The organism is Nitrosopumilus sp. (genome assembly GCA_029862745.1).
Classification (GTDB): domain Archaea; phylum Thermoproteota; class Nitrososphaeria; order Nitrososphaerales; family Nitrosopumilaceae; genus Nitrosopumilus.
In genome coordinates this window covers 138681-164375 of sequence record JAOTWS010000003.1, presented here as the reverse complement: position 1 = coordinate 164375, position 25695 = coordinate 138681, and the positions used below count along the sequence as shown (strand labels likewise).

General features: G+C 32.7%; 27 protein-coding genes. 16 read left to right on the top strand and 11 right to left on the bottom strand.

Annotation, left to right across the window (positions count from 1 at the left end):
- Positions 1–91 precede the first annotated feature (91 nt).
- From acs to OEM44_04395, 3 genes are all read right to left on the bottom strand, one after another.
- Complete coding sequence (gene acs / locus OEM44_04405; protein ID MDH3516041.1) at positions 92–2011, bottom strand: acetate--CoA ligase; 1920 nt, start codon at positions 2009–2011, stop codon at positions 92–94.
- A 244-nt stretch (positions 2012–2255) separates the two neighbouring features.
- A complete protein-coding gene (locus OEM44_04400) occupies positions 2256–4949 on the bottom strand; it encodes a GMC family oxidoreductase (GenBank protein MDH3516040.1) in 2694 nt (897 codons plus the stop codon).
- Positions 4946–5521: a hypothetical protein gene (locus tag OEM44_04395; GenBank protein ID MDH3516039.1), complete on the bottom strand. Its 576-nt coding sequence runs from the start codon at positions 5519–5521 to the stop codon at positions 4946–4948. The genes OEM44_04400 and OEM44_04395 overlap by 4 nt, the downstream gene beginning before the upstream one ends.
- 33 nt (positions 5522–5554) lie before the next feature.
- Here OEM44_04395 and OEM44_04390 point away from each other — a divergent pair, with 33 nt between their 5' ends.
- Positions 5555–6490, top strand: coding sequence for a hypothetical protein (locus tag OEM44_04390; GenBank protein ID MDH3516038.1), 936 nt, complete (start codon positions 5555–5557; stop codon positions 6488–6490).
- 253 nt (positions 6491–6743) lie between these two features.
- Here the strand turns inward: OEM44_04390 and OEM44_04385 are convergent, their stop codons facing one another.
- Complete coding sequence (locus OEM44_04385) at positions 6744–7613, bottom strand: CdvA-like protein (GenBank protein MDH3516037.1); 870 nt, start codon at positions 7611–7613, stop codon at positions 6744–6746.
- A gap of 133 nt (positions 7614–7746) precedes the next feature.
- On the opposite strand from OEM44_04385, the gene OEM44_04380 reads away from it, so the two are divergent.
- The 5 genes from OEM44_04380 (at position 7747) to OEM44_04360 (ending at position 11732) form a co-directional block, all read left to right on the top strand.
- Positions 7747–8040, top strand: coding sequence for a hypothetical protein (locus tag OEM44_04380; GenBank protein ID MDH3516036.1), 294 nt, complete (start codon positions 7747–7749; stop codon positions 8038–8040).
- A gap of 32 nt (positions 8041–8072) precedes the next feature.
- Positions 8073–9689, top strand: coding sequence for an FAD-dependent thymidylate synthase (locus tag OEM44_04375; GenBank protein MDH3516035.1), 1617 nt, complete (start codon positions 8073–8075; stop codon positions 9687–9689).
- A gap of 29 nt (positions 9690–9718) precedes the next feature.
- On the top strand, positions 9719–10123 hold the full coding sequence (msrB, locus tag OEM44_04370; GenBank protein ID MDH3516034.1) for a peptide-methionine (R)-S-oxide reductase MsrB: 405 nt from the start codon (positions 9719–9721) through the stop codon (positions 10121–10123).
- Positions 10124–10248: 125 nt separating this feature from the next.
- A complete protein-coding gene (locus OEM44_04365) occupies positions 10249–11259 on the top strand; it encodes a homoserine dehydrogenase (GenBank protein ID MDH3516033.1) in 1011 nt (336 codons plus the stop codon).
- Positions 11256–11732 (top strand): RNA-binding protein, encoded by a 477-nt coding sequence (locus OEM44_04360; GenBank protein ID MDH3516032.1) that lies wholly within the window; start codon positions 11256–11258, stop codon positions 11730–11732. The genes OEM44_04365 and OEM44_04360 overlap by 4 nt, the downstream gene beginning before the upstream one ends.
- Before the next feature lie 469 nt (positions 11733–12201).
- Here OEM44_04360 and OEM44_04355 read toward each other — a convergent pair whose 3' ends face one another.
- Positions 12202–12798: a proteasome subunit beta gene (locus tag OEM44_04355; protein MDH3516031.1), complete on the bottom strand. Its 597-nt coding sequence runs from the start codon at positions 12796–12798 to the stop codon at positions 12202–12204.
- 95 nt (positions 12799–12893) lie between these two features.
- Here OEM44_04355 and OEM44_04350 point away from each other — a divergent pair, with 95 nt between their 5' ends.
- Together OEM44_04350 and OEM44_04345 are read left to right on the top strand one after the other, a co-directional pair.
- Positions 12894–13067: a hypothetical protein gene (locus tag OEM44_04350; protein MDH3516030.1), complete on the top strand. Its 174-nt coding sequence runs from the start codon at positions 12894–12896 to the stop codon at positions 13065–13067.
- Positions 13068–13102: 35 nt separating this feature from the next.
- Positions 13103–13336 (top strand): hypothetical protein, encoded by a 234-nt coding sequence (locus tag OEM44_04345; GenBank protein ID MDH3516029.1) that lies wholly within the window; start codon positions 13103–13105, stop codon positions 13334–13336.
- Here the strand turns inward: OEM44_04345 and OEM44_04340 are convergent.
- The 3 genes from OEM44_04340 to OEM44_04330 are packed head-to-tail and all read right to left on the bottom strand — an operon-like array spanning position 13304 to position 16496.
- The gene (locus OEM44_04340; GenBank protein MDH3516028.1) at positions 13304–14659 is read right to left on the bottom strand and encodes a M20/M25/M40 family metallo-hydrolase; all 1356 of its coding nucleotides are present in this window, start codon (positions 14657–14659) and stop codon (positions 13304–13306) included. The two genes, OEM44_04345 and OEM44_04340, sit on opposite strands and share 33 nt — an antisense overlap.
- A gap of 5 nt (positions 14660–14664) precedes the next feature.
- Positions 14665–15528, bottom strand: coding sequence for an NAD(P)H-hydrate dehydratase (locus OEM44_04335; protein MDH3516027.1), 864 nt, complete (start codon positions 15526–15528; stop codon positions 14665–14667).
- A gap of 50 nt (positions 15529–15578) precedes the next feature.
- Positions 15579–16496, bottom strand: coding sequence for a tRNA (adenine-N1)-methyltransferase (locus OEM44_04330; protein MDH3516026.1), 918 nt, complete (start codon positions 16494–16496; stop codon positions 15579–15581).
- A 99-nt stretch (positions 16497–16595) separates the two neighbouring features.
- Here OEM44_04330 and OEM44_04325 point away from each other — a divergent pair, with 99 nt between their 5' ends.
- The 5 genes from OEM44_04325 (at position 16596) to OEM44_04305 (ending at position 18797) form a co-directional block, all read left to right on the top strand.
- On the top strand, positions 16596–16823 hold the full coding sequence (locus tag OEM44_04325; GenBank protein MDH3516025.1) for a hypothetical protein: 228 nt from the start codon (positions 16596–16598) through the stop codon (positions 16821–16823).
- 468 nt (positions 16824–17291) lie between these two features.
- Complete coding sequence (locus tag OEM44_04320; protein ID MDH3516024.1) at positions 17292–17615, top strand: hypothetical protein; 324 nt, start codon at positions 17292–17294, stop codon at positions 17613–17615.
- A gap of 92 nt (positions 17616–17707) precedes the next feature.
- Positions 17708–17845: a hypothetical protein gene (locus OEM44_04315; protein MDH3516023.1), complete on the top strand. Its 138-nt coding sequence runs from the start codon at positions 17708–17710 to the stop codon at positions 17843–17845.
- Between the two features lie 48 nt (positions 17846–17893).
- Positions 17894–18406, top strand: a complete 513-nt coding sequence (locus OEM44_04310) for a hypothetical protein (protein MDH3516022.1) — start codon at positions 17894–17896, stop codon at positions 18404–18406.
- 169 nt (positions 18407–18575) lie between these two features.
- Positions 18576–18797, top strand: a complete 222-nt coding sequence (locus OEM44_04305) for a hypothetical protein (protein MDH3516021.1) — start codon at positions 18576–18578, stop codon at positions 18795–18797.
- Between the two features lie 614 nt (positions 18798–19411).
- Here the strand turns inward: OEM44_04305 and OEM44_04300 are convergent.
- On the bottom strand, positions 19412–21082 hold the full coding sequence (locus OEM44_04300; GenBank protein ID MDH3516020.1) for an acetolactate synthase large subunit: 1671 nt from the start codon (positions 21080–21082) through the stop codon (positions 19412–19414).
- Positions 21083–21653: 571 nt separating this feature from the next.
- Here OEM44_04300 and OEM44_04295 point away from each other — a divergent pair.
- Positions 21654–22187, top strand: coding sequence for a hypothetical protein (locus OEM44_04295; protein ID MDH3516019.1), 534 nt, complete (start codon positions 21654–21656; stop codon positions 22185–22187).
- Between the two features lie 33 nt (positions 22188–22220).
- On the opposite strand, the gene OEM44_04290 is transcribed toward OEM44_04295, so the two are convergent.
- On the bottom strand, positions 22221–22391 hold the full coding sequence (locus OEM44_04290) for a hypothetical protein (protein ID MDH3516018.1): 171 nt from the start codon (positions 22389–22391) through the stop codon (positions 22221–22223).
- A 264-nt stretch (positions 22392–22655) separates the two neighbouring features.
- Between OEM44_04290 and OEM44_04285 the strand changes: the two genes are divergently transcribed.
- Positions 22656–23081, top strand: a complete 426-nt coding sequence (locus OEM44_04285) for a transcriptional repressor (protein ID MDH3516017.1) — start codon at positions 22656–22658, stop codon at positions 23079–23081.
- Between the two features lie 162 nt (positions 23082–23243).
- Entirely contained in the window at positions 23244–23411 is a 168-nt protein-coding gene (locus OEM44_04280; protein MDH3516016.1) for a hypothetical protein, read from the top strand.
- 341 nt (positions 23412–23752) lie between these two features.
- Here the strand turns inward: OEM44_04280 and argS are convergent, their stop codons facing one another.
- Positions 23753–25639 carry an arginine--tRNA ligase gene (argS, locus tag OEM44_04275; GenBank protein MDH3516015.1) on the bottom strand — a complete coding sequence of 629 codons (1887 nt, stop codon included), beginning with the start codon at positions 25637–25639 and terminating at the stop codon, positions 23753–23755.
- Between the last annotated feature and the right edge of the window lie 56 nt (positions 25640–25695).

Genomic DNA, 25695 nt, shown 5'->3' with positions numbered 1-25695 from the left:
TTAAATTGCAATGGGATTGTTATCTGTATTCTGGCTTATGTCGCAAAATATACATTTTTTCTGATTTTATGAGTGTCTACATAGAAACAAATTATTTTGATTTATCTCTGATTGATTTTTGAATTTCATCAAAGGCAGCTTGAACTTCGGTTACTGCAGCACCATCTTCTAAGGTACTAACATCACCAATTTGTTCATTATTTCCAATAGCTTTTAACAGCCGTCTCATTATTTTTCCACTACGCGTTTTTGGAAGTTTTGAAACAAAATAGATTTGTTTTGGTGTTGCAATTGCACCTATATTAGATCTAATTTTATCTGCTATTTCGTTTTCCAAAAGGTTGGAATCTTTCGTAATTCCGTGTTTTAAAACGACAAAAGCAATAATCACTTCACCTTTTAAATCGTCTGGAATTCCACATACTGCAGCTTCTGCAACATCCTTATGAGATACAATACAACTTTCAAGTTCTGCAGTTCCAATCCTATGACCTGCAACTTTTAAAACATCATCTGCACGTCCTAGCAACCAAAAATACCCATCGTCATCTTTGAGTGCATAATCTCCGGAGTAGTAGAAGTTTTTGTATTTTGACCAGTATACCGAGGAATATTTTTTATCATCATTCCATAATGTTAAAAACATCCCAGGCCATGGGTTTTTGATTACTAAATACCCTTTTGTGTTAGAAGAAACAATATTTCCAATGTCATCAACTACTGCAATATCTACCCCTGGAATTGGTTTAGTTCCTGAACCTGGTTTTAATTGAATAGTCTCTAATCCAGGTAAAGGAGAAATCATCATACCTCCAGTTTCAGTTTGCCACCAAGTATCTATTATCGGACATTTTTCTTTTCCAATAGTTTTAAAATACCATTTCCAAACTTCAGGATTTATCGGCTCACCTACAGTTCCAAGTAATCGCAATGATGAAAGATCAAAAGAATTTGGAATACTGTCACCAAATTTCATAAACATTCTTAGTGCAGTTGGAGTTGTGTAAAAAATTGTGACATGATATTTTTGTAAAATATTCCACATTCGTGATGCATCTGGATAATCAGGTGCCCCCTCATAGATTACTTGTGTTACACCATGAAGTAAAGGTGCGTAGACAACATAGCTGTGACCTGTCACCCAACCAATATCGGCAGTACAAAAAAATACATCAGAATCCTTAATATCAAATGCCCATTTGAAAGTAGAATGTAAGTGTGTTAGATACCCTCCAGTTCCATGTAAAACCCCTTTAGGTTTTCCAGTAGTTCCAGATGTGTACAAAATATAGAGAGGATGTGTACTATCTAGTTTTTCTGCATCACATGAATTAGAAACATCTTTCATCAAATCACTCCAAAGACTATCTCTCGAATTAAGTGTGATTGTATTCTTGGTTCTCTCTACAACAATAACATGTTGTATGAAATCACAGTCTTTGATTGCATCATCTATGACTTCTTTGAGTTTAACAACATTTCCTCGTCTATATCCTCCATCTGCAGTGATGACGATTTTTGATTTTGAATCAATAATTCTATCTCTGATGGATGTAGAACTAAATCCTGAAAATACCACAGTATGTATTGCACCAATTCTTGCACATGCTAGCATTGTAATGGGTAATTCTGGAATCATTGGAAGATATATTGTAACTCTGTCTCCTTTTTGGACACCTAAAGATTTGAGAACATTTGATAATTTTTGTACTTGAGTGTACATTTCACGATATGTGATGATACGAGATTCCCCATTTTCTCCTTCCCAAAGAATGGCAGGTTTGTTAGCATTTGCCTTTTGATGGATATCTAGGGCATTATATGATGCATTGATTTTACCCCCGACAAACCATTTGGCAAATGGGTATTTCCAATCTAGAATTTGAGACCATGGTGAAAACCAAGTTAGATTCTTTGCCTGCTCGCCCCAAAAAGACACAAAATCAGAATCCGCCTTTTTTCTTAAATCTGAATCATTTTTTCCAAGTCCAATATTATATGTCTCAGACATCAAAAAGTGTATGAACTTAGATCTTTATAATTAATTAAATTTAGTTTAATTTTCTATCTTTATCACGCCTAATTTTTTCATAGGAATATAAAAAGTAGAAATCCAGTATCAATTGAACTATAGAAATATCAGAAATCCACAATTCTTGAATATCATAAACTAACAATGTTCTGTTCTAATTGATCTAATGATGAATCCAACAGAATGATTTCTTCTGTTTTTAATTATCTCCTATATTTTGTCCCTAGTTTGTTTTTCTAAGAATATAACTTAATCCTATTCTTGAACCTTTTTGTGGATGATTCTCAACATTCAAAAAACTTACTCCGATTTCTTGTGGAAGTCTAGGTATTCTTAAATTAAAAATCTTATAGATGCTATCCAAAACCTGAATTGTACTTGCACCAGAGTTAATGAGATGTTCTAACTCTAAAATTGAAAATCTGTTGTTTTGTACCGATGACCAATCAGTTACCCATTTTCCTACAACAAAATCAGGTCTTATCATTCTTAATTCATCATGAAATGGTGTAAAGTCATCGAATCTGAACAAATTCTCGTTTGTAGAGACTTCAGAATATCCTTGTATAATATTAGAAAAGTTGTAATGCATTTGGTATTCTCCACTTCCATCATAATCAAAATCAAAGACTTGGCTTCTAGGAGTTACAAATGAATCTGAAACAAGTACCCCCTCCCATCTTCCAATCATCTCATCTTTAGTAGGAGTATGACTAAACTCATCATTATAGAATAAAGTGGTAAGATCGTCTTCACCCATAAAATCAATTGGATATGTTCTAGACATGCTAAAATCAAATAATTGTTGCCCACGACCAAACGAACCCAAAAATGCTTTTCCTAGAATATGGTTTTCATCCACTATCTTTAATATGTCATATGCCTGGTTGAATGGTGTATCTTCATATTCAAGATGAATAACTTTTCCATGTCCTGCCAATTCTTTTTGTTTTGCAATGCTTTTTGCAAACACTGGAACATTAAACGGCTTTGTAACACCGCTAAATGATTCGGAGTTTAGTCTTCTAAATCTCTTATAAAATCCTCCAAAAATCCTTAATCCAGTAGTTGTAATATCTGCATTTCTACCATAAAATCCCTTCCAGTAGAGATTATTTGAAATCATCAATGTACCTTTATCAAAATACCAATTCTCTCCAGGAACAATTTCATTTGATACTGAATTTTCTAGACTATCAAATAATTCCGGTTTGTGCTCTGTGACTGAAAACATCTCGCCAATAGTATCTGATAAACAATTTTGTGTCTGAGATAAATTACAAGTGTTTCCAAGTGAATGAGGGATAACAATATCTGAAGGCCAATTTGCAAGTATCTTGTTTGCAGTTAATGCCCCAAGTGCCATCACAGTTAACTGAGGATTCACTCCAAGAGCAGTTGGAAAAACACTTGCATCACATACATAGAGATTCTTAAATCCAAATACTAAACAATTGGAATCAACAACTGCCTTTTCTGGATCATCCCCCATTCTATTTCCACCTTGTGGGTGTGCTGAACCTACTCTAAGACCGTCTGGATTCTCCCTTACTGCTTTCTCTAGTTTTGGAATATCCCATATGCCTCGAAGTTCAGGTACATCATTGTGTGATGTAACTACATAATCCGCACCTATTTCAAACCACATTCGTGCAAGTAATGCCATGCCTCTAGACATGTCATCTATCGTATCATTTGTTAATTCGTATAACACTTTTGGATTGCCTCCAAAAGTTTTTATGATTTTACCTACCGAATCATCTCTTACCATTACTCCTGCAAGTGTATAGTTATTGAATTCTGCCATTAGCCTTGCATGATCCAAACCAAAGTTTGGTATGGCAAGTGCCATTTGAAATATTGGCAAGAATATACTTTCAATTAAAAAGCCTCCTCTGCGAATATTGTTTGTAACTCCAAATTGGTGACATGTATATGACATTGGAATTCCTCTATTTCCGTAGATCTTTTCTTTAAAATGACCCATAACAAATGGTGCTGGGTGCAATGCTAATCCATTTCCAATATTTTTGTTGGCCACACCTGATTTTTGCAGTAGATTTGAAGATGCTATTGCACCTGCACTAATCACCACTACCTGAGCATTGACTCTAATACGATATTTTTCGTTTCCTGTGTTGTCAATAAATGAACCTTCAACTCCAGTTACCACTCCGTTTGAATGAACGAGCTTATTTATCTCACAATTACAATATATAGTAAAATTCTCACTAGTTTGCAATGCATCATGGATGTATGTAACTAGCATACTTTGTTTTGTATCATAATGACACCCTAAATGACAAAACCCACATTGCACACATGATTGAAGTGATGGATCAGTCCAGGATGGACCACAATTTCTATCATTCACACGATGTTCAGTAATTGATTCACCATTGACTTGTATCTCTGAGCATGCTTGTCGGAGTTTTTTTGCGTTCTCATTTAATTCATTCTCTGTTACCTTTGTAACATTAATTCTTGATGATACTTCATCATTTGCATAATCCCATTCTTCCTTTGAGATGTTCACCCCTAAATTATTCCATTGTTGAATTACAAGTTCTGGAATTCTAAAACACACTGCATCATTAATCACAGTGGATCCTCCCAGACAAGAGCCTTGAGCTATGGCAATTTTCAGATTTGATGTGAAGTTGGCCCCACTATTCTTCCACAGTAGTGAGATCATGTCATTTTCTAGTTGATTCATAGATTCACCATCATAGTAACCTCCTTTTTCTAATAGGACAACTGTTTTACCTGCTGCAGCAAATTTTTCTGCAAGTATTGCTCCTGCAGCACCTGATCCTATTACACATACATCAACATCTCGGATTACATCTTTTTGAATCACTTCGTATGGTTCTGCCCTTTTCTCAAATTTGTCAATACCGTAAATGGTATTTGTCATGATCCATTATCCCATTTTAATTTATGAGTGTGCTGATTACGCCAGGGATAGCGTTCTACTTGTGGCCCATCATATTTGATAAGGTTCCATTTACTCTCATTTGTGTAGAGCAGCCATGCATTAATGGTCTGAGTTAACAGTCTAAAAGAATTTCTAACATTATCTGTTAAATCTATGCTATCTCCAACTCTTGCAAATGCTGCTATTCTTTTGATATTTGCAGCATCATATGGACTATCATCAAAAGAATTCTCCTTTTGGATAGTAATATCAAAAGTTAGATTTGCAGCATCATTTGGGTTTGATGGACTCTTTGTTTTTGTTGTGTGGCATATTACTCCTAATTCGTTTCTTACTATTACAAACAGCTCAGGTTTTCCTTCAAGCCAATTGTCTCTATATGCTTCATCGATAAAAGTAACCTCGAATTTCCCAGAATCATCAGTCCAAGAAGAACCCAAGAGATCATTTATTCTATCATCAAACCAATGTTGATCGTTATCTAAAATTTCAACATAAAATTTTAAATTATTAACATTGTGAATTTGGCCTCTTACCGTATATTCTGCCACAAATCTTTTAGTCGTGCAAAGTAATTAAAAATTATGTTTCATTTTTCATACAGGCAGGAAATATACGATGAAGTAAAAGAATCTAAAAGATATTATCTTTCTTGGAAAAATAAAGAAAGAATTTGGGATTACAAAGATTGCAACGTCAAAGTAATTGGAATGAATGATAATAAAGCAAGAGTAATCGTTAGAAGAAAAAAATCAGGATATTCAAAATTTATGAAATCTGATTTTGAGGTTAATCTTATGTTGGGATTTATTATATCAAATGTACAAAAAGAGACAGTCGATCATCAAAATATTCTTGTCTTTGATTTAGAGCAAAGTAATGATAAACATCATAGAGATCTAAAGGATGTAAAAATATGGTCTGATTATGAACATGAAACAGAAGATCTTTACAATACCATACTTCAAGAAAGAAACAATGAATCTGGCACAAAAATAATAGAAGCAGATTACTTGGAAAGGAATACTTCTATGATTCCAGTAATATATCAGCCAAAAATTGATGCTTGGGAGAATTTTCTTAGAGAGATTCACGTGCATAAAGAAAATGATGGATCTTATGAAATAACATTGGTTTTTCAAGATGAAATTTTAAGGATGCATGGAATTTTAGATGGTATTTACAGATATATACGATTATTGAAATACAAAAGGATTGTAGATATTGAAACCTTTTCTTTTAAGGACAATCAATTCTTCTTTGATAATATTTACAGTGGGAAAAGTAATCTTTTTGAAGACACAGTTCATAATAAAAAAATAATTCCAGTAAAATACTATTTTCAAGATATGAATCATCCTGTAATTTTTGTAAACACATCAAACCATGCATTAGCACCACATGACAATAATCATGATCTGTGGAAATGGGAATATATTCCATGGAATAAAAAAATCCCAATTAAACTTGGTACTAAAACTAGATCTGAAGTAGAATCTTTTTTCAAGAAAAATAATTAGAATCAAATTTGGTTCATACAAAAAATATAAAAAATTTTTAAGAAAATATAAATAGGAATATTACTTTTATTGGCTTTTGATATAATCTTTCAAATCTATTACTATGATCTTTATTGTATGGTCTGTGTTCTCAATATACTTATCATCTTCATTCTCAATAGTTGAGGTCTATTGAATATGTATAAAATCAGAAACCAATATGACATTTGGCAAATTAGATTCTGTAAAATATTAAAAAAATAAGTTAAAAAAATTACTGTGCTTCCATTCTTGATAACCAATCATTGTCATTGTCATCATTTGATGTTTCTGGTGTCACCTGTTGGGGTGGTTCTGGAAATTTAACTGTGACTTCAGATGAAGATTTTGGTGTTGGTTCAACTTTAGCTTCAATTGATTCTGAATGTCTAACTACTGGTTCTGTTGGTGCTTCCGGAAGTATTGTCTGAACTAATTGTTCTGGTTCAGGAGTCTTCAGGTATGAAACGGCTGATTCTTGGATGTTTGGTGTAGGAAACGTCATTTCGTGTTCTTCTAATTCAAGATCTGAAATCCTTCTCTTCACATTTGCGATTTCTGCTGTTTCGTGTGTTACATGCTCAATTACCTCAGTTGTGCATGATTTCACGGTTTCAAATATCGTGTCTGAGATTTCGTTGCTCTTGTATTGCACTTTTGCGTCAAACAATAACATTTTTGCAGACTGCATTTGTTCTTCTAACTCATTTAATCTTGTCTCAAGTATTGCTTTGATCTGATGTTCTGTTTTATCCAATGATACAAGTTTTGACTTGTATTTTTCATGAATGATTTCTGCATCCTCTTTCATGTCATCATTTTCTGAAACAATATCTATCAATGCCTTTAGACGACGTAGAGTTAATTGTTTTTCACGAATGAGTTTTTGTGAGTCTAACCTCCATTTAGGAATGAAGATAACAATATCCCCTTGGACCACTAATTGTTCATACTGGACTTGCTGTAGTCCTTGAGAACCGCAGTCAATACCAACGGATTGAATACTACCGTCAATATCAGTTATTGTTCCTATGACTTTACCCATGAATGTTCCGTACATGTCTTTGACGTTCTTACCGATAAATTCGATATCGTCGTTTGTCATATGATTGACTCATGATTTTTGTATAACCGACAAAGTGTAAGTAATGTTTTTAGTTTTAGTTAGATTTTTTTAACAAAATTGCTGTAAATGGAATTTTAGTAATTTTAAAATTAAAAGACATAGTACCAGTACCATGATTCAAAAAGAAGAACTTGAGCAAATTTTGAATTTCGTCGCAAGTAGATGGTCTGAAATTACAAAAGATCCTGACAATAAATCTTTAGAGAGTTTACCAAGTGATTTTTGGATGAATTCTGTTGGAGGTAAAACTGCAAAGAAAGGTTTTTGGGTTACTACATTGATGTATACCGAAAACGAATCTGATGCAGCAAATTTCAAAGAAGTATTGTTGAGATGGCAAGCAAAAGGACAAAACAAAGATAGAGATAAAGGCCCAGATCTAATTCAAATTGGAAAAAAGAAATAGACTATTAATAATTGAGAATCACCGTATCGATATTGTCAGAATTTTCAATTAAGGAAAAAAAAATCTTATCCGATCACTTTTCAAATACTGACGATGACGTTTTTGCAATCCTCACACCAAGACAGGTTGATCGCGGTGCATTGATGTCTAGATATAGTCGAACTGACAAAAGCATGAGACAAATTTTTCTTGATGAGTTTTTACAAAATAAAAATAGGGGAGATGAATTTTACGATAAGGTACTTTTAGAATACGGAGATGATTCTGTTGCAGAATTAGGAGAAGCCCAAATTGCCATTGAGGGCCTGTCAAATATTGCAGTAAAAAAAATTGAAGATAGACGAATAGGATTATCATATCTAGAAAAATCGTCCAGATATGTTGCATGGAATAAAAAAGAAAACGGAAAATATCGATTTTACAGGGATCCTCAAATCATGAAATCAAGATTTGCAGATCTCTATGAAGATAGTTGTAATTTTTCATTTGATATTTATTCAAAAAATATAGAACCCATGGTTAACTACGTTAGAGAAAAATATCCTATAGAAAAATATAATTTCAAAGATTCAAGGGACGGAAAAGAAAAATTATTTTCTAAATTAAAAAATGAGGATGATATAAAATCTGCCAAAATGATTTACAAGGGTTCGACGAAAGCTAAATCTTTAGATATTCTCAGAGGATTATTACCTGCATCAACGTTGACCAATGTTGGAATAACTGGAAATGGAAGAGCGTTTGAATACCTTCTTACCGTTTTAGGATCATCTGAACTAAGAGAAGAACAAGATCTAGCCTCAAAAATTAAAAAAGAATTAGATACAACCATCAAATCTTTTGTCAGGAGAGCAGATGACAAATATGGAAAAGTATTTCAAAAATATCTTAGAAACATCAAAAATAAATCTAAATCAATTATTGTAAACGAAATTAAATCCAAATCAAAGGTTGGTGCTATAACAAAACTAGTAGAATATGAATCAGAAACCAGTGCAATAAATAAAATTATTGCAAGTATGATTTATGATCAATCACCAAGTACATCATATCAAGATATCTTATTACAAGTAAAAAAAATGTCGAAACAAAATAAGAATAAAATTATTGAAACATTTGCAAAACTTAGGACAAATAGACGTCACAGACCGTCAAGAGCATTTGAACATGTTTATTACACATTTGATCTGTGTAATAACTTTGGAATGTTTAGAGATTTTCACAGACATAGAGCGCTAACCCTACAAAGACAGTTGTTAACAACAGACCATGGGTTTAGTATGCCAAATGAAATTACAATTCTTGGCATAGAGAAAGATTTCAAAGAATGTATGGAGAAGACTAAAGATGTATTTAAAAAAATCAGACAAAAATATCCTGAGCAAGCGCAATATGTTGTAAATTTTGGATACAATTATCCTTATTTAATGAAATTTAATCTTCGTGAAGCATGCCATCTGATTGAATTGAGAACTGTACCTCAGGGCCATATTGATTATAGACAAGTAGCACAACAAATGTTCAAACAAATAAATAAAGTACATCCAAATTTGAGTAAAATTATGAAGTATGTTGATATGAAAGAATATGATTTAGAAAGATTTGAATCCGAAAAAAGAACCGAAGAAAAAAGAAAGAAACTAAAATAATAGAGCAACTAACCATTTAGATAATAACAATGACCGAAAAAATTGAAAAAAGACCAGAAGAATGGAAAAAGATTCTAACACCAGATCAATATGAGATATGCATTAACCATGGAACAGAACCCCCATTTTCTGGAAAATATAACAATACTTCTCTGAAAGGCACTTTCAAATGTGTGTGTTGTGGAGAAGAACTTTTTTCATCAGATACAAAGTTTGATTCAGGCTCAGGTTGGCCAAGTTTTTGGAAACCATTGGATGAAAAGAAGATAGAATATATTTCAGATACCGCATATGGGATGATTCGCACAGAAGTTAATTGTAACAAATGTGGGGCACATTTAGGCCATGTATTTGATGATGGGCCAAAACCGACAAATCAGAGATACTGTATTAATTCAATTTCATTAAAACATGAAAAAGATGAAGACGTGTAATCTGCCCAACTAGGAAATGGGTATCTTTGTCAAACAATATTCAAAAATTATTAATAAAACACAATTAATGATAAGAAAATCAAGAGAAACAAAATGAGTCAAAATTACAAAAGGAATGAAATAATTTGAGAATAATATTATGTGGTTTTGGGATTGTAGGTCAAAGTTTAGTTAAATTATTTGATTCACGATCAGAGGATCTTTATGCAAAATATGGATTAAAACCTAGAGTTGTAGGCGTCTTTGACAGTAGGGGAAGTGCAGTTGATTCCTCTGGATTAGAATTTAACAAACTTGTTGAAGTTAAGAAAAAATTTGGAACTGTAAAAAAATATTCTGACAAAAAAAACTCCATGTCTGGAGTAGATATGTTAAACAATGTCGATGCTGATGTATTGATTGAAACAACTGCAAGTAATTATAAAGATGCAGAACCTGGCATGACTCACATTACAAGTGCTATGAAGAAAGGTATGCATGTAATTTCAGTAAATAAAGGTCCTTTGGCATTGGCATTTCCGTCCTTACTAGAACTGGCAATGTATAATCAAGTAATGTTCAAATTTAGTGGTACCGTTGGTGGAGGAACACCAATTCTTGATTATGCCAAAAATAGTCTGAGAGGGGAAAGAATAATTTCATTTGCAGGAATTCTAAATGGAACTACAAATTACATTTTATCAAATATGTCAACAGGATTATCATTTGAAGATGCATTAAAAGATGCAAAAAACAAGGGGTATGTAGAGGCTGATGAATCTTTAGATTTAGATGGGTTAGACGCAGCAGCTAAACTGGTAATTCTTGCAAACTGGGTAATGGGAATGAAAGTAATAATGCCTGACATCAAATGTACAGGTATACGAAAAGTAACATCTGAGGATATTAAAAATGCTGCCAGGAATAACTGTGCTATCAAATTAATTGCATCATGTAACAAGGATCTAATTGTGTCGCCAATAGAAGTATCACGTGATGATCCTCTTTGTGTCAATGGAACATTAAACGCAATTGCTTTTACATCTGAGCACTCAGGCACCCAGACAATTATTGGCAAAGGTGCAGGAGGTATGGAAACTGCCAGTTCAATACTCAGAGATTTACTGGATATTAGACAAGAGATTGCAAGAGATTGAAGTCCAATCTAATTTCAAAGAGTGAAACATCAGAACTCTTGAAAACAGTTTCAGAAAAATGGGGAATTAAATTCCCTAAAATAAAAAATGTTAAAGTACATCAAATTCTAGATGATGCACAAATTATCACGGGTGCAGGAATAAAAATATTGAAAGTTAATGAAGATTACTTGCCATTTTTGTCTGAAACTGAAACATTGCAAAAATTCCCGAATGTAATGGTGGATATGGGGGCTGTGAAATTTATGTGTAAAGGCGCTAACGTGATGAGGCCTGGAATTAAGAAATACACAGAGTTTAAAAAAGATAGTTTAGTTTGTATTGTTGAAGAATCACAACATAAATTTTTAGCAGTTGGAAAATCTTTAGTTGCCAGTTCTGAGTTAGAAAATATGGAAAAAGGAGAGGTAATAAAAAACATCCATTATATCTCAGATAGATTTTGGGAAGTTGGAAAAACAATTTACAATTAAATCCTTTTTTATTTTATCTAATACACCTGTAGTTATTTTTGGTAAATATCATTTTCAAATAGATCTGCTTATCTTTATTTCACTACCAAAACTTTCTACTAAATCAAAAATTTCAAATAAAATTACATCAAAATTTTTTGAATTTAGTATTCTTTATTGTTTAATAATTATGTTTAGTATATCTTGTTGTGTGACTTGTTATCTGATTTAATTCCAAATGTACCGTATCACGAATCTCCAAAAATTATTCAATTTCATTATTTTTGTGATATGAATTACAATGATGGTAGTTTTTTTTGCATTGATAATCAGTTGTCTATTTTTAGAAATAATTTCCCTGTCTTCATGTTTGGTTTTTTTAATTAATTCTAAATTATTCATGTCTGAGAAATATATTATATCCAAACAATTAATTTTTTGTAATATCGCCAACTAAAAACAACATGATTTGTAAAATTAATGATTATGATTATTTGATCTGTTCTGTAAATTCATTGATGCCGTCTTTAGTGATGACTAAAATATCGATACCATCGCCACTTGCTGAATCTCTTAGTGCTGCTGAACGAACTGCCCGCTTTGCCAAATCAATTGCTTCATCTTGGCTCATGTTTGGTTTGTATTGCGGATCTAATACTCCCAATGCCATTTCAGCACCTGTTCCAACTGCTGCATATTCATCAGGAAGAACAGAACCTAATGGATCAAGTGTATACATTATTGGTTTATCAACTATTCCTCCCACAATTACCTGGGTCAATAATGGGAAATACCTTCGTTCATACATCATATTTGACATCATTTTAGCAACAGTGTTTGGCGGAATATCTCTTTTGAGTTCCATTTTTCTAATTTTTGCTAGAGCTGCAATCTGTAAGGTTAAGATTTGCATATCTGCTACAAGTCCAGCACAAGTTGCACCTACTTTGGGAGTGATGGGAAATGTTTTCTTGGTAGATTTACTTACTAGGAAGTTTCCAAATGCAATCCTTTTTTCACTAGCAAAAACTACTCCTTCATCAAAAGTAATTCCAACAGCAGTTGCACCTGGCATATACATTGACATAATTCAAATAATTTTGCCGCATAATAAAGGGCTTTCTACATTTGGTGCCTAATTTACGGGTAAGATAGTTATACTAAAAATCTATCCAAAAAAAATTGACTACTGAAATTAGAGAAAAAATTTTAAACGATGTAGTGATCATGGGTGTAAGATCAGCCATTGGTGTGATCTTCATTGTTCATGGTATATCTGAATTTAATCCAGGGTTTACAAACTTCTTAACAAATAACCGCATATCTGATGAGATGCAGATCCCACTTGTGCATTAGCAGAGTTAATTCCAGGTATTTTATTAATAATTGGTATTCTTAGTAGATTATCTGCATCATTACTCTCAATAGTAATGCTGGGTGTAATTTTCATCATCAAAGGAGATCAGAGTTTAAACGGGAATGGAGGAGTTGAAATTGATTTGATTTTACTTGCGTCATCACTAGTAATCATGATAGTAGGACCTGGAAGAATCTCACTTGCACATCTCATTAAAAAAATTACCAAGATGTCTTCATTGACTGATTCCAAAGTTATGCATGATTAAACACATACATTTTGTTGTTTTCCTTAGTAAATCAACTCTGGCAAATTCATTAGGCGAATGAATTCTTGAAAACATGTATGTACTTCCTATCGAAATGCAGGGGGCTTTAAGAATTTCAACAAATGGATGCATTGGACCCGTTCCAGCATTTGAAACATTAAGGATGGATTTCCCAAAAGACTTGTCAGCTGCATCTTTTACTTGAGCAACAAAGGGATGAGAAGAATCTGTTCTTGCTGCTGCTTCACCATGAAAAACTTTAATTTTAACATCCGAGAAACCTTTTGATTTTAAATGGTTTTTTAACCTTGAAACTTGTTTTTTAGGATCCATTTTTGGTACTAACCTAAAATCAATTTTTGCCAAAGCTTTACCTGGAAGAACAGTTTTAGCACCATCCCCCGTATACCCAGATGCAAACCCTGCGATATTACAAGTTGGATCACTCACCAATGCCTTTTTTGCACCTAATCCTTTTTTATTACCTACAAACGATTTAATCCCAAATTCTTTTTTGAAGATACTTTCATCAAAAGGCTCATTTTGAATTATTTCCAAGTCATTTTTTGATAAATGTGTAACTTCCTTGTACCAATCTTTTATGAGAATTTTTCCATCAGAATCTCGCAGTGTTTTAATTGCTTCAATTAATCTCCATGCAGGATTTTTTATCAAAACAGCCAAACTAGAATGAGCATCTCGAATAGACTCACTTATAGATAATTCTACAAATAGTAATCCTTTCATCCCTAGTCCAATTATTGGTCTATTTTTTACATCTACATATCCAAATTCCCAGATAACACCATTACATGAAAATTTCTGCTTGTATTTTTTCAGATATTCTTCAATGTGTGCGCTTCCTGTTTCTTCTTCACCTTCAATCACAAATTTTATGTTGCATGGGACATCATCCGTTGTTTTAAGATATGCTTCTACTGCTTTGATCCTTGTAATTAATTCCCCCTTGTCATCAGTTGCACCTCTTCCAAAAATCTTATTTCCTTTTCTAGTTCCACTAAAGGGAGGGTTATCCCACAGATCAAATGGTTCAGCAGGTTGGACATCGTAATGATTGTAAAACATCATAGTTTTTGAAGGATTTTGTTTTGATTGTATTTCTCCATATACTATTGGTGCAACACCTTTTCTTAATCGTAAAATCTTCGATTTAACTCCTGTTTTTTTTAGTAATTTATGAACAAGTATGGCGCATTCTTCAATTCCTTCATTTTTTGCAGACACGCTTGGTTGTCGAATTAAATCTTGTAAATCTGAAATAAGTTCGTTCATGTGAGAATCTATGTGTTTAAGAGTATTCATCAGAATCACAAGATTTTGTCAAAGGGTTTCATTACAGTTGGAATTTCATCCAATAAATCCATCGAGGTCATATGTAACCCAACTTTTTTCTGAACTGCTTTTCCTGTCAAGCCATTAATGAAAGCAGCAGCAGCAGCAGATTCTAATGCATTACGATTTTTTGCTAATAGCCCAGCAACTAATCCTGACAACACATCACCAGTTCCACCAACAGTCATGGCAGGAATTGTTTTTTCATAAAGATAGGTAGTAGTACCGTTTGAGATTATATCCATTGCACCTTTTAGTAATACTACAATTCCATTCTTTTTGGCATTTTTTTCTACTACTTTGATCCGTTCTTTTTTTGAATTGGGTGGAGCTTCTCCAAATAGTCGTTTAAATTCGCCAGCATGCGGTGTCACTACAACATTTTTGTCTGCTAAAAGTGGCAAAACTTCAGGGATTAGAGCACTTGCATCCAAGGATAATCTAACATCTCTATCTAAGAGTGATTTTACAAAATAAATCAATGCATTTTTGTCTTGTATTGCAAGTCCCATCCCAATCGTTGCAGAATGCAAACTATGTGGCAAGACTCCTAATAATTTAGTTACAGCACCACGAGTTAGTTTTTGATCAACTAAAGGAATGACTATGAGATTTGGGGAAATAGCACGTGTTGGAGTTACGTTGATTTTTGGAACAGATGTATAAACAAGATCAGTTCCACATCTCAGTGCAGCTATTGAAGATAATATTGGTGCACCATGGTAGATATAACTACCACCCACAACTAGAACAATTCCGTTATCCCCTTTTCTAGAAGTGGATTTTCGTGACGGAATGAATTTTTTTACAATTGTTAACGTGAGATTTTTTTGTACCATTATAACATCTCTAAAAAAGATGTATGAATAAATCTTGTTTTGAACTGTTGCTAGGCTGATTTTTTTCTTACTTTCTTTTCTTTTTTTCCGGTTACCTTTGAGGCTATTTTTTTATTAATTTTATTTGGAGTTTTTTCTGTAGAAAGATCCTTTGGCTCTGGTGTTTTTTCAGTTAGTTTTCTTAATTCCCTTCCAAAGAAGGCTTTTCTTGCAAAACAAAGGTATGTTGTATGACCAATACCTTGAAAAGAATGTCTTGTTTTTCCTTCTCTGGCCTCAATTGTACGTAGAATGTGTTCAGTAGACTCTATATCGGTGAACTCGTTTTCAACTAATGTCATAGTCAATTTCTCTAATTGGTTCATGGTTGGGCAAATGGCAAATACACTCCCACTGCCTTTTAGCATTTGTCGTACTTTTGGAATTATAGTCCACGGATCTCCTAAATCGATTAATGCAACATCCATTTCTTCCAGCGGCATTATTTTTGTAGTCTTTAGATCCAAGTTATGTTGTGTTACATATTTTGAAACTCCTGCTTTTTTGATATTTTTTTCTGCAATCTTTATGAAATTTTCATCAACATCAAAAGTGTAAACATGTCCACGTGGTTTTACAATGTTTGCTACAAAAGAAGTCAATGAACCACTACCTGTTCCAATTTCAACAATCTTTTGCCCGTCACCAATTCCAGATCTTGCAACAATATATCCAAGATCTTTTGGGTAAACGATCTGAGTTCCATGTTGTATTTTCATTACATAATCATACATCGTGGGTTTCAGAAGATAGACATACTTGTCCTTGTTTGTAATTAATCTGGACCCATACTCCTTACCAATAGCATCAGAATGTTTAATTACGCCAATATGGGTATGAAATGATTCCTTTTTTGAGATTTTAGCTAACCATTTTTTTGAATTATTATAGAAAAATAGTACAGGAGAATTATTCTTTATTTTACCCATGAATTTTTCCGAAAATTTTTTAGATAAGAATCTACTGGTTGCTTTTTACTTTTAGATAAAAATCGACATGCTTAAGTTTATAATTTTTTAAGAAAATCTATGAATGAGATCCATGTTTATTGTAACACTTGTAACAAAAAAGTAAAGGCGATAATTCTAACCATACACGATAAAGAATATGATGAATCCACCAAAAGTTACAAGAGATACGGCATGGTCCGAATCCTTCAGCATCGTATAGGATTCAAAAATAACTGTGACAACACATCACAAATTAAAGCATTAGTGGAATCAGACTTCATGGATGACAACGGGGTAATGATTTAGAATGAATTATATCAAAAATTAGGTTAAATTCAAATTGTTATTTACTTTCAAAAATTATGAGATATGCTGATGATTATTTCAACGGGTTCTCTCTGATTTTCCTCAAATGTGATGAAAATTGCCGAATTATGAAGCAATTTCTTGTTTAAACTATTACCTCAAGAAATATTATAAATACAATAGAGCAAGTTGAACGTTTAGAAATTTAACTTAAAAGTAATTTTTTTTGGCCCTGTTTTTTTATCATAAACTAGTGGTTAGAACAGAACATTGAGTCAGAGACATCTCGCGGTGTTAGCTGGAAGAGCCCAATGCTCAGATAAACTAGTTAATACATTTCAGAGTCTCCAAAGTAACGGGGACTGACTTTTTTTACAAGATGTAGAAAACATAAAATCTTTGTGAATACGATCTTTCAAATAATCTTGTCAAACAGTATTTTAATACCTATAACTATCTTAAACTAAATTGACAGAAATTCAATTAGCTGGATCAGGTGGATGGGTACATGCAGAACTTGATGACGAACAAGTAATAAAATCAAAACTTGTTCCTAATATTGATAAACATTTTTTGTCATCTCTTGAAAAACTGGATACTGCAAAAATGTTGAAATATTTTTGCAAACAATGTGATTCTGAATTTAAGGGTCCTACCAAAATACAAATTGAAGAACAACCTAATGAGGAAGTTGCAGATGGACTTACTTTGATAGAGAGAGGTCAATACACTTGCCACAAATGTAATTCGATCATCGGAGAATATAGGGTATTCCAGAAAAAGGATGGATAAAGAGAAATGAATTCATAAATATTTCAAAAATTTTATTATTTTTATTATTGACTATGCGCATTCAATAAATACAGCATTTATGTACGATTATCATGTCAAATATGAAATGCGTATCATGCGGAATAGGTTTCTTTTCCCCAACAGGCTCAGACAAATGTTCCAAATGCGCAGGAAATGAATCTCAAGGACATGGTGGACATGATTCCTGTGGTTGTGGACACAGCCATTAATTCCTTTTTTTATATCATGCATATATTGAGCAAGTACTGATTAATTTCATGGCAAAAACATCAGAACAAATGAAAACCCTTGTTGAAGATTTTATAAAGATCACCAATATCAATTATGAAGATCAAACAGAAAAAATCAGAGAGAAAAGTAAGATAGTAGAATGGCAATTTCATGTAGGATCAAACATCATAGTTAGTAAAAACGCCAATAGGTCTGACAGAATTCATATCAATGTTAACATGAGATTTCCCCCGGATGATGCGAAATTGCTTGTAATGAAAAATCCATCATTTTCAAAAACAATTATGGAAATAAGTGAGATTTGTACGATATGTGGTATGGGGCATCAATGGATAAAAGATAATGAAAATATCGTAGGGCTGGCATTGTTTTCACATATAGATGAGCAGGTTCTAGACAGAATCTCATTTCATAATACGTGGGATAATGTTGCAAGAGTTTCTGGACATGTTCAAAAGATACTGCGTTCAAATTTCAGCGGATTCTCATCCCACAATAATACAGTAGACCAAACCATTGACAAATCCATGTATGGATGAATATACAGGAGTCAGGGAACTCTGTAAACTAATTTAATTAGATATTTACACCGAAATGAACATACACAGGTAAAAAGCACTCAAAATTAACATGATTTCTTTTGATCATAGAGTTCTGAGTGAATATAGGATAAAAATAGCAAAAATAGAAACACTATCCAAATCAATAATGTCACATCCGGACCCAAAAAGTATGGAATCTCGTGATGCATTAGATTTTCTTGATGTTTTGATCGATGAGACTGACAAATTTTACAAAAATAACAGTGAGATTCTATCAAATAATGGGAAAAGGCCACATACATGTTCACGATTACCTGAAAACAAAAGATGGGTTGAAAACATAGAAAATTTTTATGAAAAAAACCCATATAGAAAATCACGAAAATGATTTTCGTTTAAAATTCAATATTATCCAGAACGTAAATGAAATTTATTACACCGATTACGTTTTTCTTTAATATGTTCAGGCTAATGTCTATATCTACAAATATCCCATCTCTGATACATTACAATAATTAAATTCAGTATTTTTAAAATATAACAGATCTAAGTTTTTCTTTAACGTTCATCTAAATTTTTAATACATTCAAAGTATTGTTATATCATTTTCTAATTGGTACTATCAATTGTGATGTATTATAATGAAAATGAAATTGCTCATCAGGAGAATAGTGACACTTTATACATTGAAATTTAATTGGTTCGTTACATGAAAAACATTTTCTTTGAATTTGTAATTCGTCCCACACTTTCTACATAAATCAATTCGCATATCTCATATCACATGAAAATTTCATTTAAACTAATTGAAAATTAGAGTGACCTAATTAGCATAAGCTAATGAATACAAGAATATGTTCTCATTATATAGAATGAGAATTAACTTTCAAATATATCTGAACAATTGTGTCAACGTATTGATAATTATTAGAAAAATTTATAGATTTTAAATAATTTTTTATTTTGTATGTTTATATTATTATAAGTTTTTCAATGCTAAAGTCATACATTTTCATAATTACTGTCATTTAACAAAACATTATTCCTTGAATAGTCCACATCAATTGCAATTATCACTGGTTTGTCTTTGATTTTTTTTACATCCTCTAAAATCTTTGAAAAATCTTTAGTAGACTTTACGACAAATCCTACTGCTCCAAAACTTTCAGCTAATTTGATAAAATCAGGATTTGTAAATTTAGTAAAAACACTTTTACCAAATTCATTCTTTTGTTTCATTGAAATCATTCCCAAGTCACAATCACACCATACTATTGTAATGACTGAAAGTTTTAGACGTACTGCCGTTTCAAGCTCTTGTATGTTCATCAAAAACCCCGCATCACCGCACATCGCCACCACATTTCTGTTAGGGTGAACTATCTTTGCAGCGATGGCTCCAGGAAAGGCAAATCCCATTGAACAAAAACCATTTGGAATTATGCATGTATTTGGCTGATATGTTTTGTAAATTTTAGAAATCCAAAGTTTGTGTGCACCTACATCAGATAACACAATATCCTTTTCGCCTAATGCATTGCGAACATCGATTACTAACTTCTCAGGCTTTATGGGAAATGCCATATTATGATTAAATGAATCCCTTCTTTCATCTACTTCATTAATAATTTTTTTAAATAATTTGGGAATTTCTTTTCTTGGGAATGCATCTAATTCTGGATTTGTTTTTTTTTGCAGTTCTAATTCTTCCAAAATGGCATCAACTGCATATCCAATATCCGAAACGATCTCAACCATTGGTCTGTAGTAAGTATATACTTCAGAGGGAGTAAAATCAATATGTATTATTTTCTTGCTAAAGTCTAAATTCCAATTCTTTGGACTATATTCCACGAGATCAACACCTACAGCAATTACCACATCAGCTGATTTCATTGCAAGCAAAGCATGATCCGCATCTTTAATTCCAATAGTGTGTAAATGCAGAGGCGAGTCATCTGAGACTACACCTTTTCCCATAAACGTGTTCATGGCAATAATGCCTGTTTTTTCTACAAATTTTCTTATGTGGGGACTGGCATTTTCACGAACACATCCATTTCCAAGAAAAATCACGGGATTTTTGGCTTCAAGAATTATCTTTACTGCTTGTTTAATCAACTGTTCATTTGGTTCAGATCTAAAAACTGGTTGTGGTTCTATTGGTGGAATGTCAGCATCTTTCTTTGCAATATCTTGCGGTAATTCAATATGTGTTGCGCCAGGTTTTTCTTCAAGTGAAATTTTGAATGCTCTTCTTACGATTTCTGGAATGTTTTGAGGATTACGTATTGACCAGTTCCACTTGGTGATAGGTTTGAACAAAGTAATTGCATCCATGTTTTGATGAGATTCTTTATGTAGTAGATGAGAATCAGTTTGACCTGTAATTGCAAGTAATCTTGATCTGTCCATGTTTGCATTGGCGACCCCTGTAACAAGATTAGTAGCGCCTGGACCTAAAGTTGCAAGGCATACGCCTACTTTTCCGGTAAGCCGTCCATACACATCAGCCATAAAAGCAGCACCTTGTTCATGACGTGTTAAAATGAATTTAATTTTAGATTCAGATAATGACATCATAAAATCAGCATTTTCTTCACCAGGAATACCAAAAATGTATTCAACACCCTCATTTTCCAGGCATTTAACAAACAAATCAGAAGCTTTCATTGTAATGTCTCAGCAAATTTATTCTAATTTTAACATATTTTTTACCGTATAAGGATTGACATGGTATTTTTTTATACAAAATTATTCTAGATATAACTTGATAAAAGAAAATTTAGAATTCAACCAATTAACTGAAGTTTTTGAGAGAAATATTAAACAAATTCTTGATAATTGAGAATTCTTTTTGCCTTTTTTCATCAAAGATTTTTCTGATGTACATAGAGAATATGCCAATTAACTCAAGAAAGTATTTAAAGTGGTACACAAACTGTTGAAGAAAATTAAATATTACACCCGATAATACGGTAATCAAACTATGTGAAAAACATATTAATGAATTTTCAAAGATATGTTTGTCACATATAGATATGTCTGAAAACACTATGGCAAATCACTTTGAAACATATCTGTCATTTATTATCATCTAGAATGAACATATGATAAAATTTACAGATAGTTATCGAAAACTGATTTAGTTACAGAAACCAAATGATCGTGGATTAAATGAGATTGAATTAGAATACCTTGTATTAATCGGAGTTGGCCTAATAATGCATTATCTGTCACATTAATGGTAAAGGCTGAGACAGAGTGGTTTGGTACTAGAAAAACATCTGAATGGTTCTATACAGCCGGTCGAACCATCAAAACTGGATTAATTGCATCATCTATCGTATCTGCTTGGACATGGGCTGCAACTCTTTTACAATCCTCCACTGTAACTTATGAATTTGGATTGGGAGGTGCTTTTTGGTATGCTGCAGGTGCCATTACTGAAGGATTTGCAGTAGGTGAAGCATTATCTGAATGGATTGGTTGGGTCATCGTTGTTGGATTAGGTATGGTTTTTGCCGTAATTATCACAATTGAGGTAAAAATCAAAGTAAAGTATCTTGGTGTTAGCCAAACCTCTGAGATGTTTAATACTGCAGGAAGAACCATCAAAACCGGTCTTACTGCTGCAGCCATTGTTCCAGCATGGACATGGCCGCTACATTGCTTCAGTTATCTACTGTTGCTTATCAATATGGGATCAGTGATCCATTTTGGTATGCAACAGGAGCATCAGTTCAGGTTTTATTATTTGGGATTTTATCTCCTTTAAATCCATCACATACACCTTTACACGAAAACCCCATCATTTATCACCCTCAAAAGATTTGTGACAGCAAGGACACATTGAATATCTAGAAATTAATTCTAGATCACATATAATGCAATATTTTCTAAATGTATTATTTCCTGAGTTTCTAAATTTTGCATTTGCATCATAATATCCACAAACACTTCTACAAGAATGCTCACTCATGAAATTCCACCCCCACATCAAAAAATGATCTGCGATACTTACAAAATACATAGTAGTTTTGAATGTGAACCGATATGTTACCGCAGCTGACATAAATTTTACTTGCAGGGTTAACCGTTTTTTTATCAAATTTTAATTGATTTTGTTGAATGCATTGTATTTGCATATTCTTATTAGGAATTATTCCTAATTAAGTGTTTTTACTTATCACTAATTATTATTAATAACTAGTAACTATAAATAATAAATAAGAATAGAATAAGCATGCAGCAATTAGAAGATCTAGTTATATTGCTACGTAAAGAAGGATTCCGAATTACACCACAAAGAATAGCAATAGTAGATTATCTTTTAAAAACCGAGGATCATCCCAGCGCAGAGCACATTCACAAGACCATTCAAAAAAAATATCCCATGATAAGTCTCTCTACAGTTTACAAGACACTTGATCTTCTAAAAGAGAAAAAATTAGTAAGTGAGATTGAAGTAAAAGGGGAAACAAGATTTGATGTACATACAGATGAGCATCTCAATCTAGTTTGTATGAATTGTGGTAAAATAGATGATGTTGATGAGGATTCACTAAAAGAGATCCAAAATAGAGCTACAAAAAAATCAAAATATCTTATTGTAAAGAGTCGTTTTGAACTGTTTGGTTATTGTACTCGTTGTAAATCTAAATTCAATTAGATTCTATACAGAACAAATTCTGTAATGATTAAAAACTCAAAATTGATTTATAAAAATTCTATATTTAATGAGTGTATGCAATTTTCAAGTTTGATGAATGTGTTCATTTTATGATTTACCTCATTTCATTTTATTTGGCATTCACGTAACTACGGGAGATAAATGTCACCAAAACAAATAGAAAAAAGATTGTCTCAACATGTAATTGTGATCTCATTGATATCAGACGTGGATGTTGTTATTTCCTTCAGAGTTATACCTTGGAATACTATTCTAATCCATATTACTGAAACTGTAGTAGTGCTGGCAGTTATAGAATATGATGTATGAAATAATCTCAATGCGGTGAAGTATGGTAGTAGCAGAATGTAATACTTAGGTTGTGTATATCGTATCTGTCATATTTTATGTTTCTTCAATTGAACTTAATGAAAAATATGACCTAATAAATAACATAGTTAATATGGTTCAACCATAATTTGTAGTTTTTTTTAAAAAGCAAAGCACAAATTAAAAATGGAGTTGATCTATATTCAATCACATCTATCTTTTAATTGGGATTTTGTTTTATCTTAGTTTTGTTTATATTAAATTCTGTATTAACCAGATTCATCTTTGATAACCATGTTGGTCTGTATTCTAAGTAGAGTATAGCAACATTGTTTCTAGTGTTACATTGTATCAGGAGCAGTTATTCCAAGAAGATCAAGTGCTTTTTCTAAAGTAATCTTAAAGGAATACACCAAACATAATCTACAATTTTCAAGTGATTCATTACCAATATCTAAAACCTTAACATGTTCATAAAACGAGTTAAATGAGACTGCCAAATCATGACAATATCTTGCAATGACCTTTGGTGACAAATTATTTGCAGCATCTCGAACTTGTATATTAAAAAGACCTATATTTTTAATCAACCCTATCTCAGATTCTTCCTTGAACAATGAATAATCAACGTCAATTGATGGTATTCTGTTTGATTTCTCTACTATTCTGGATGCCCTTGCATGAGTATACTGAATATAGGGAGCAGTGTCTCCTTCCAAACTTAAAGACTTTGTCAAATCAAATGTGATTATTTTATCCAGGTCTTGTTTTATCATCTCGTATCTCAAGGTTCCCACCGAAACATGATGTGCAATTTTCTCTATTTCAAAAGAATCCATTTCAGGATGTCTTTTTTGGGTCTCATGTCTTGTTTTTTCTTTTAGCCATTCATATACTGAATCTGCATTAACATACACACCTTTTCGCCCAGACATCTGCGCTTGTTTTCCATCAGTGTCAAATCCGAGTGTTTTCGCAGTATCAGTGCTAAGTGTTACAGATTCATAACCTAGATGGACATATGCGTCTGGAATTGATTTGAATTTGGCCATCAAGGCAGTGATAATTTTTTGCAGTCTAGCCTGACGAGAATCAATTACAGTGACAACTTTTTTTCCAGTAAAGTTTTGACTGTTGGGCTTGTCTCGATTAAGTGTGGTCTGCCATAATGTTTGCAAATTAGGCTGTTCCTTATCATATTTTTCATAATTGAAAGGATCTTCAATCAATCCTAGCTTCCATGCAGCATATGGTATGTCTTTGGCGATGTATGTGGCAGTGCCATTGCTTCTAACAATTACTTTGTCTTCTTCCTTACCTTCTCCACGAATAACCCAGCAGCCAGAATTTTTACCATCATTTTCAAACTCTATAAGATTCATCTCTTTTAGTTTTTGAAATATTTTATCCCATAATCCTGAGCGAATTATTTGAGATTCAAAATTTAGACAATCATAAAATACACCCAAATTCCAGCAAGTTTCTAATTGGTCTGATAAAACTCTCTTGGTGATTTTATCTGCAAATTTTGCAATTTCAGAATTTCCTTCTTCTAGTTCTTTGAGGATATTTTTACGAATCTCCTCAAGACTGGGATCTGATTCATATTTTTCAGTGGTTTTTACATAGACATTATCTCCACAGTAATGATCAAACTTTTTCCCATGGGGGGGCTCTAGATTAAATCCAAAATGTTTGAATCCTACTATAATGTCAGCTACTTGAAGACCAGAATCATCAATATAGTTTAGGACATTAACTTTGTACTTTGCTTTTTTGAGGATTCTTGAGACTGTATCTCCGATGATTATGTTTCTTATGTGTCCTATGTGCAGAGCCTTGTTGGGGTTTACACTTGTATGTTCTACAACTATTGAAGAGTCATTTCCAATATCAGCATCTCCAAAAGTTTCAAGGCGTGATTCAGATAATATCAATTGACTTAGTTTTTCCCAATTGGCAATGAAATTCAGATATCCTGAAGTATGTGCTTCAGGTTTTAAAACAAGTGTACTGGTACAACCCAAATATCTTTCAGACAACATTATGGCAATATCTTTAGGCTTTTTTCTGAGCTGTTTTGCAAGCAAGAAAGAAATGTTTGAACTAGCATCCCCAAACCCTGGATTTGCAGGTCCAACCGAATACTTTACACCTGATATAGAAAGTTCCGAAAGTATCTTGTTGAGATTGTTCTCAATCTCATCTATGATGGCCTTGAACGTCATATTGTATATCTGAAAGTCTGGATGCTAATTTATCTTAGTATAATGATTTTAATTGG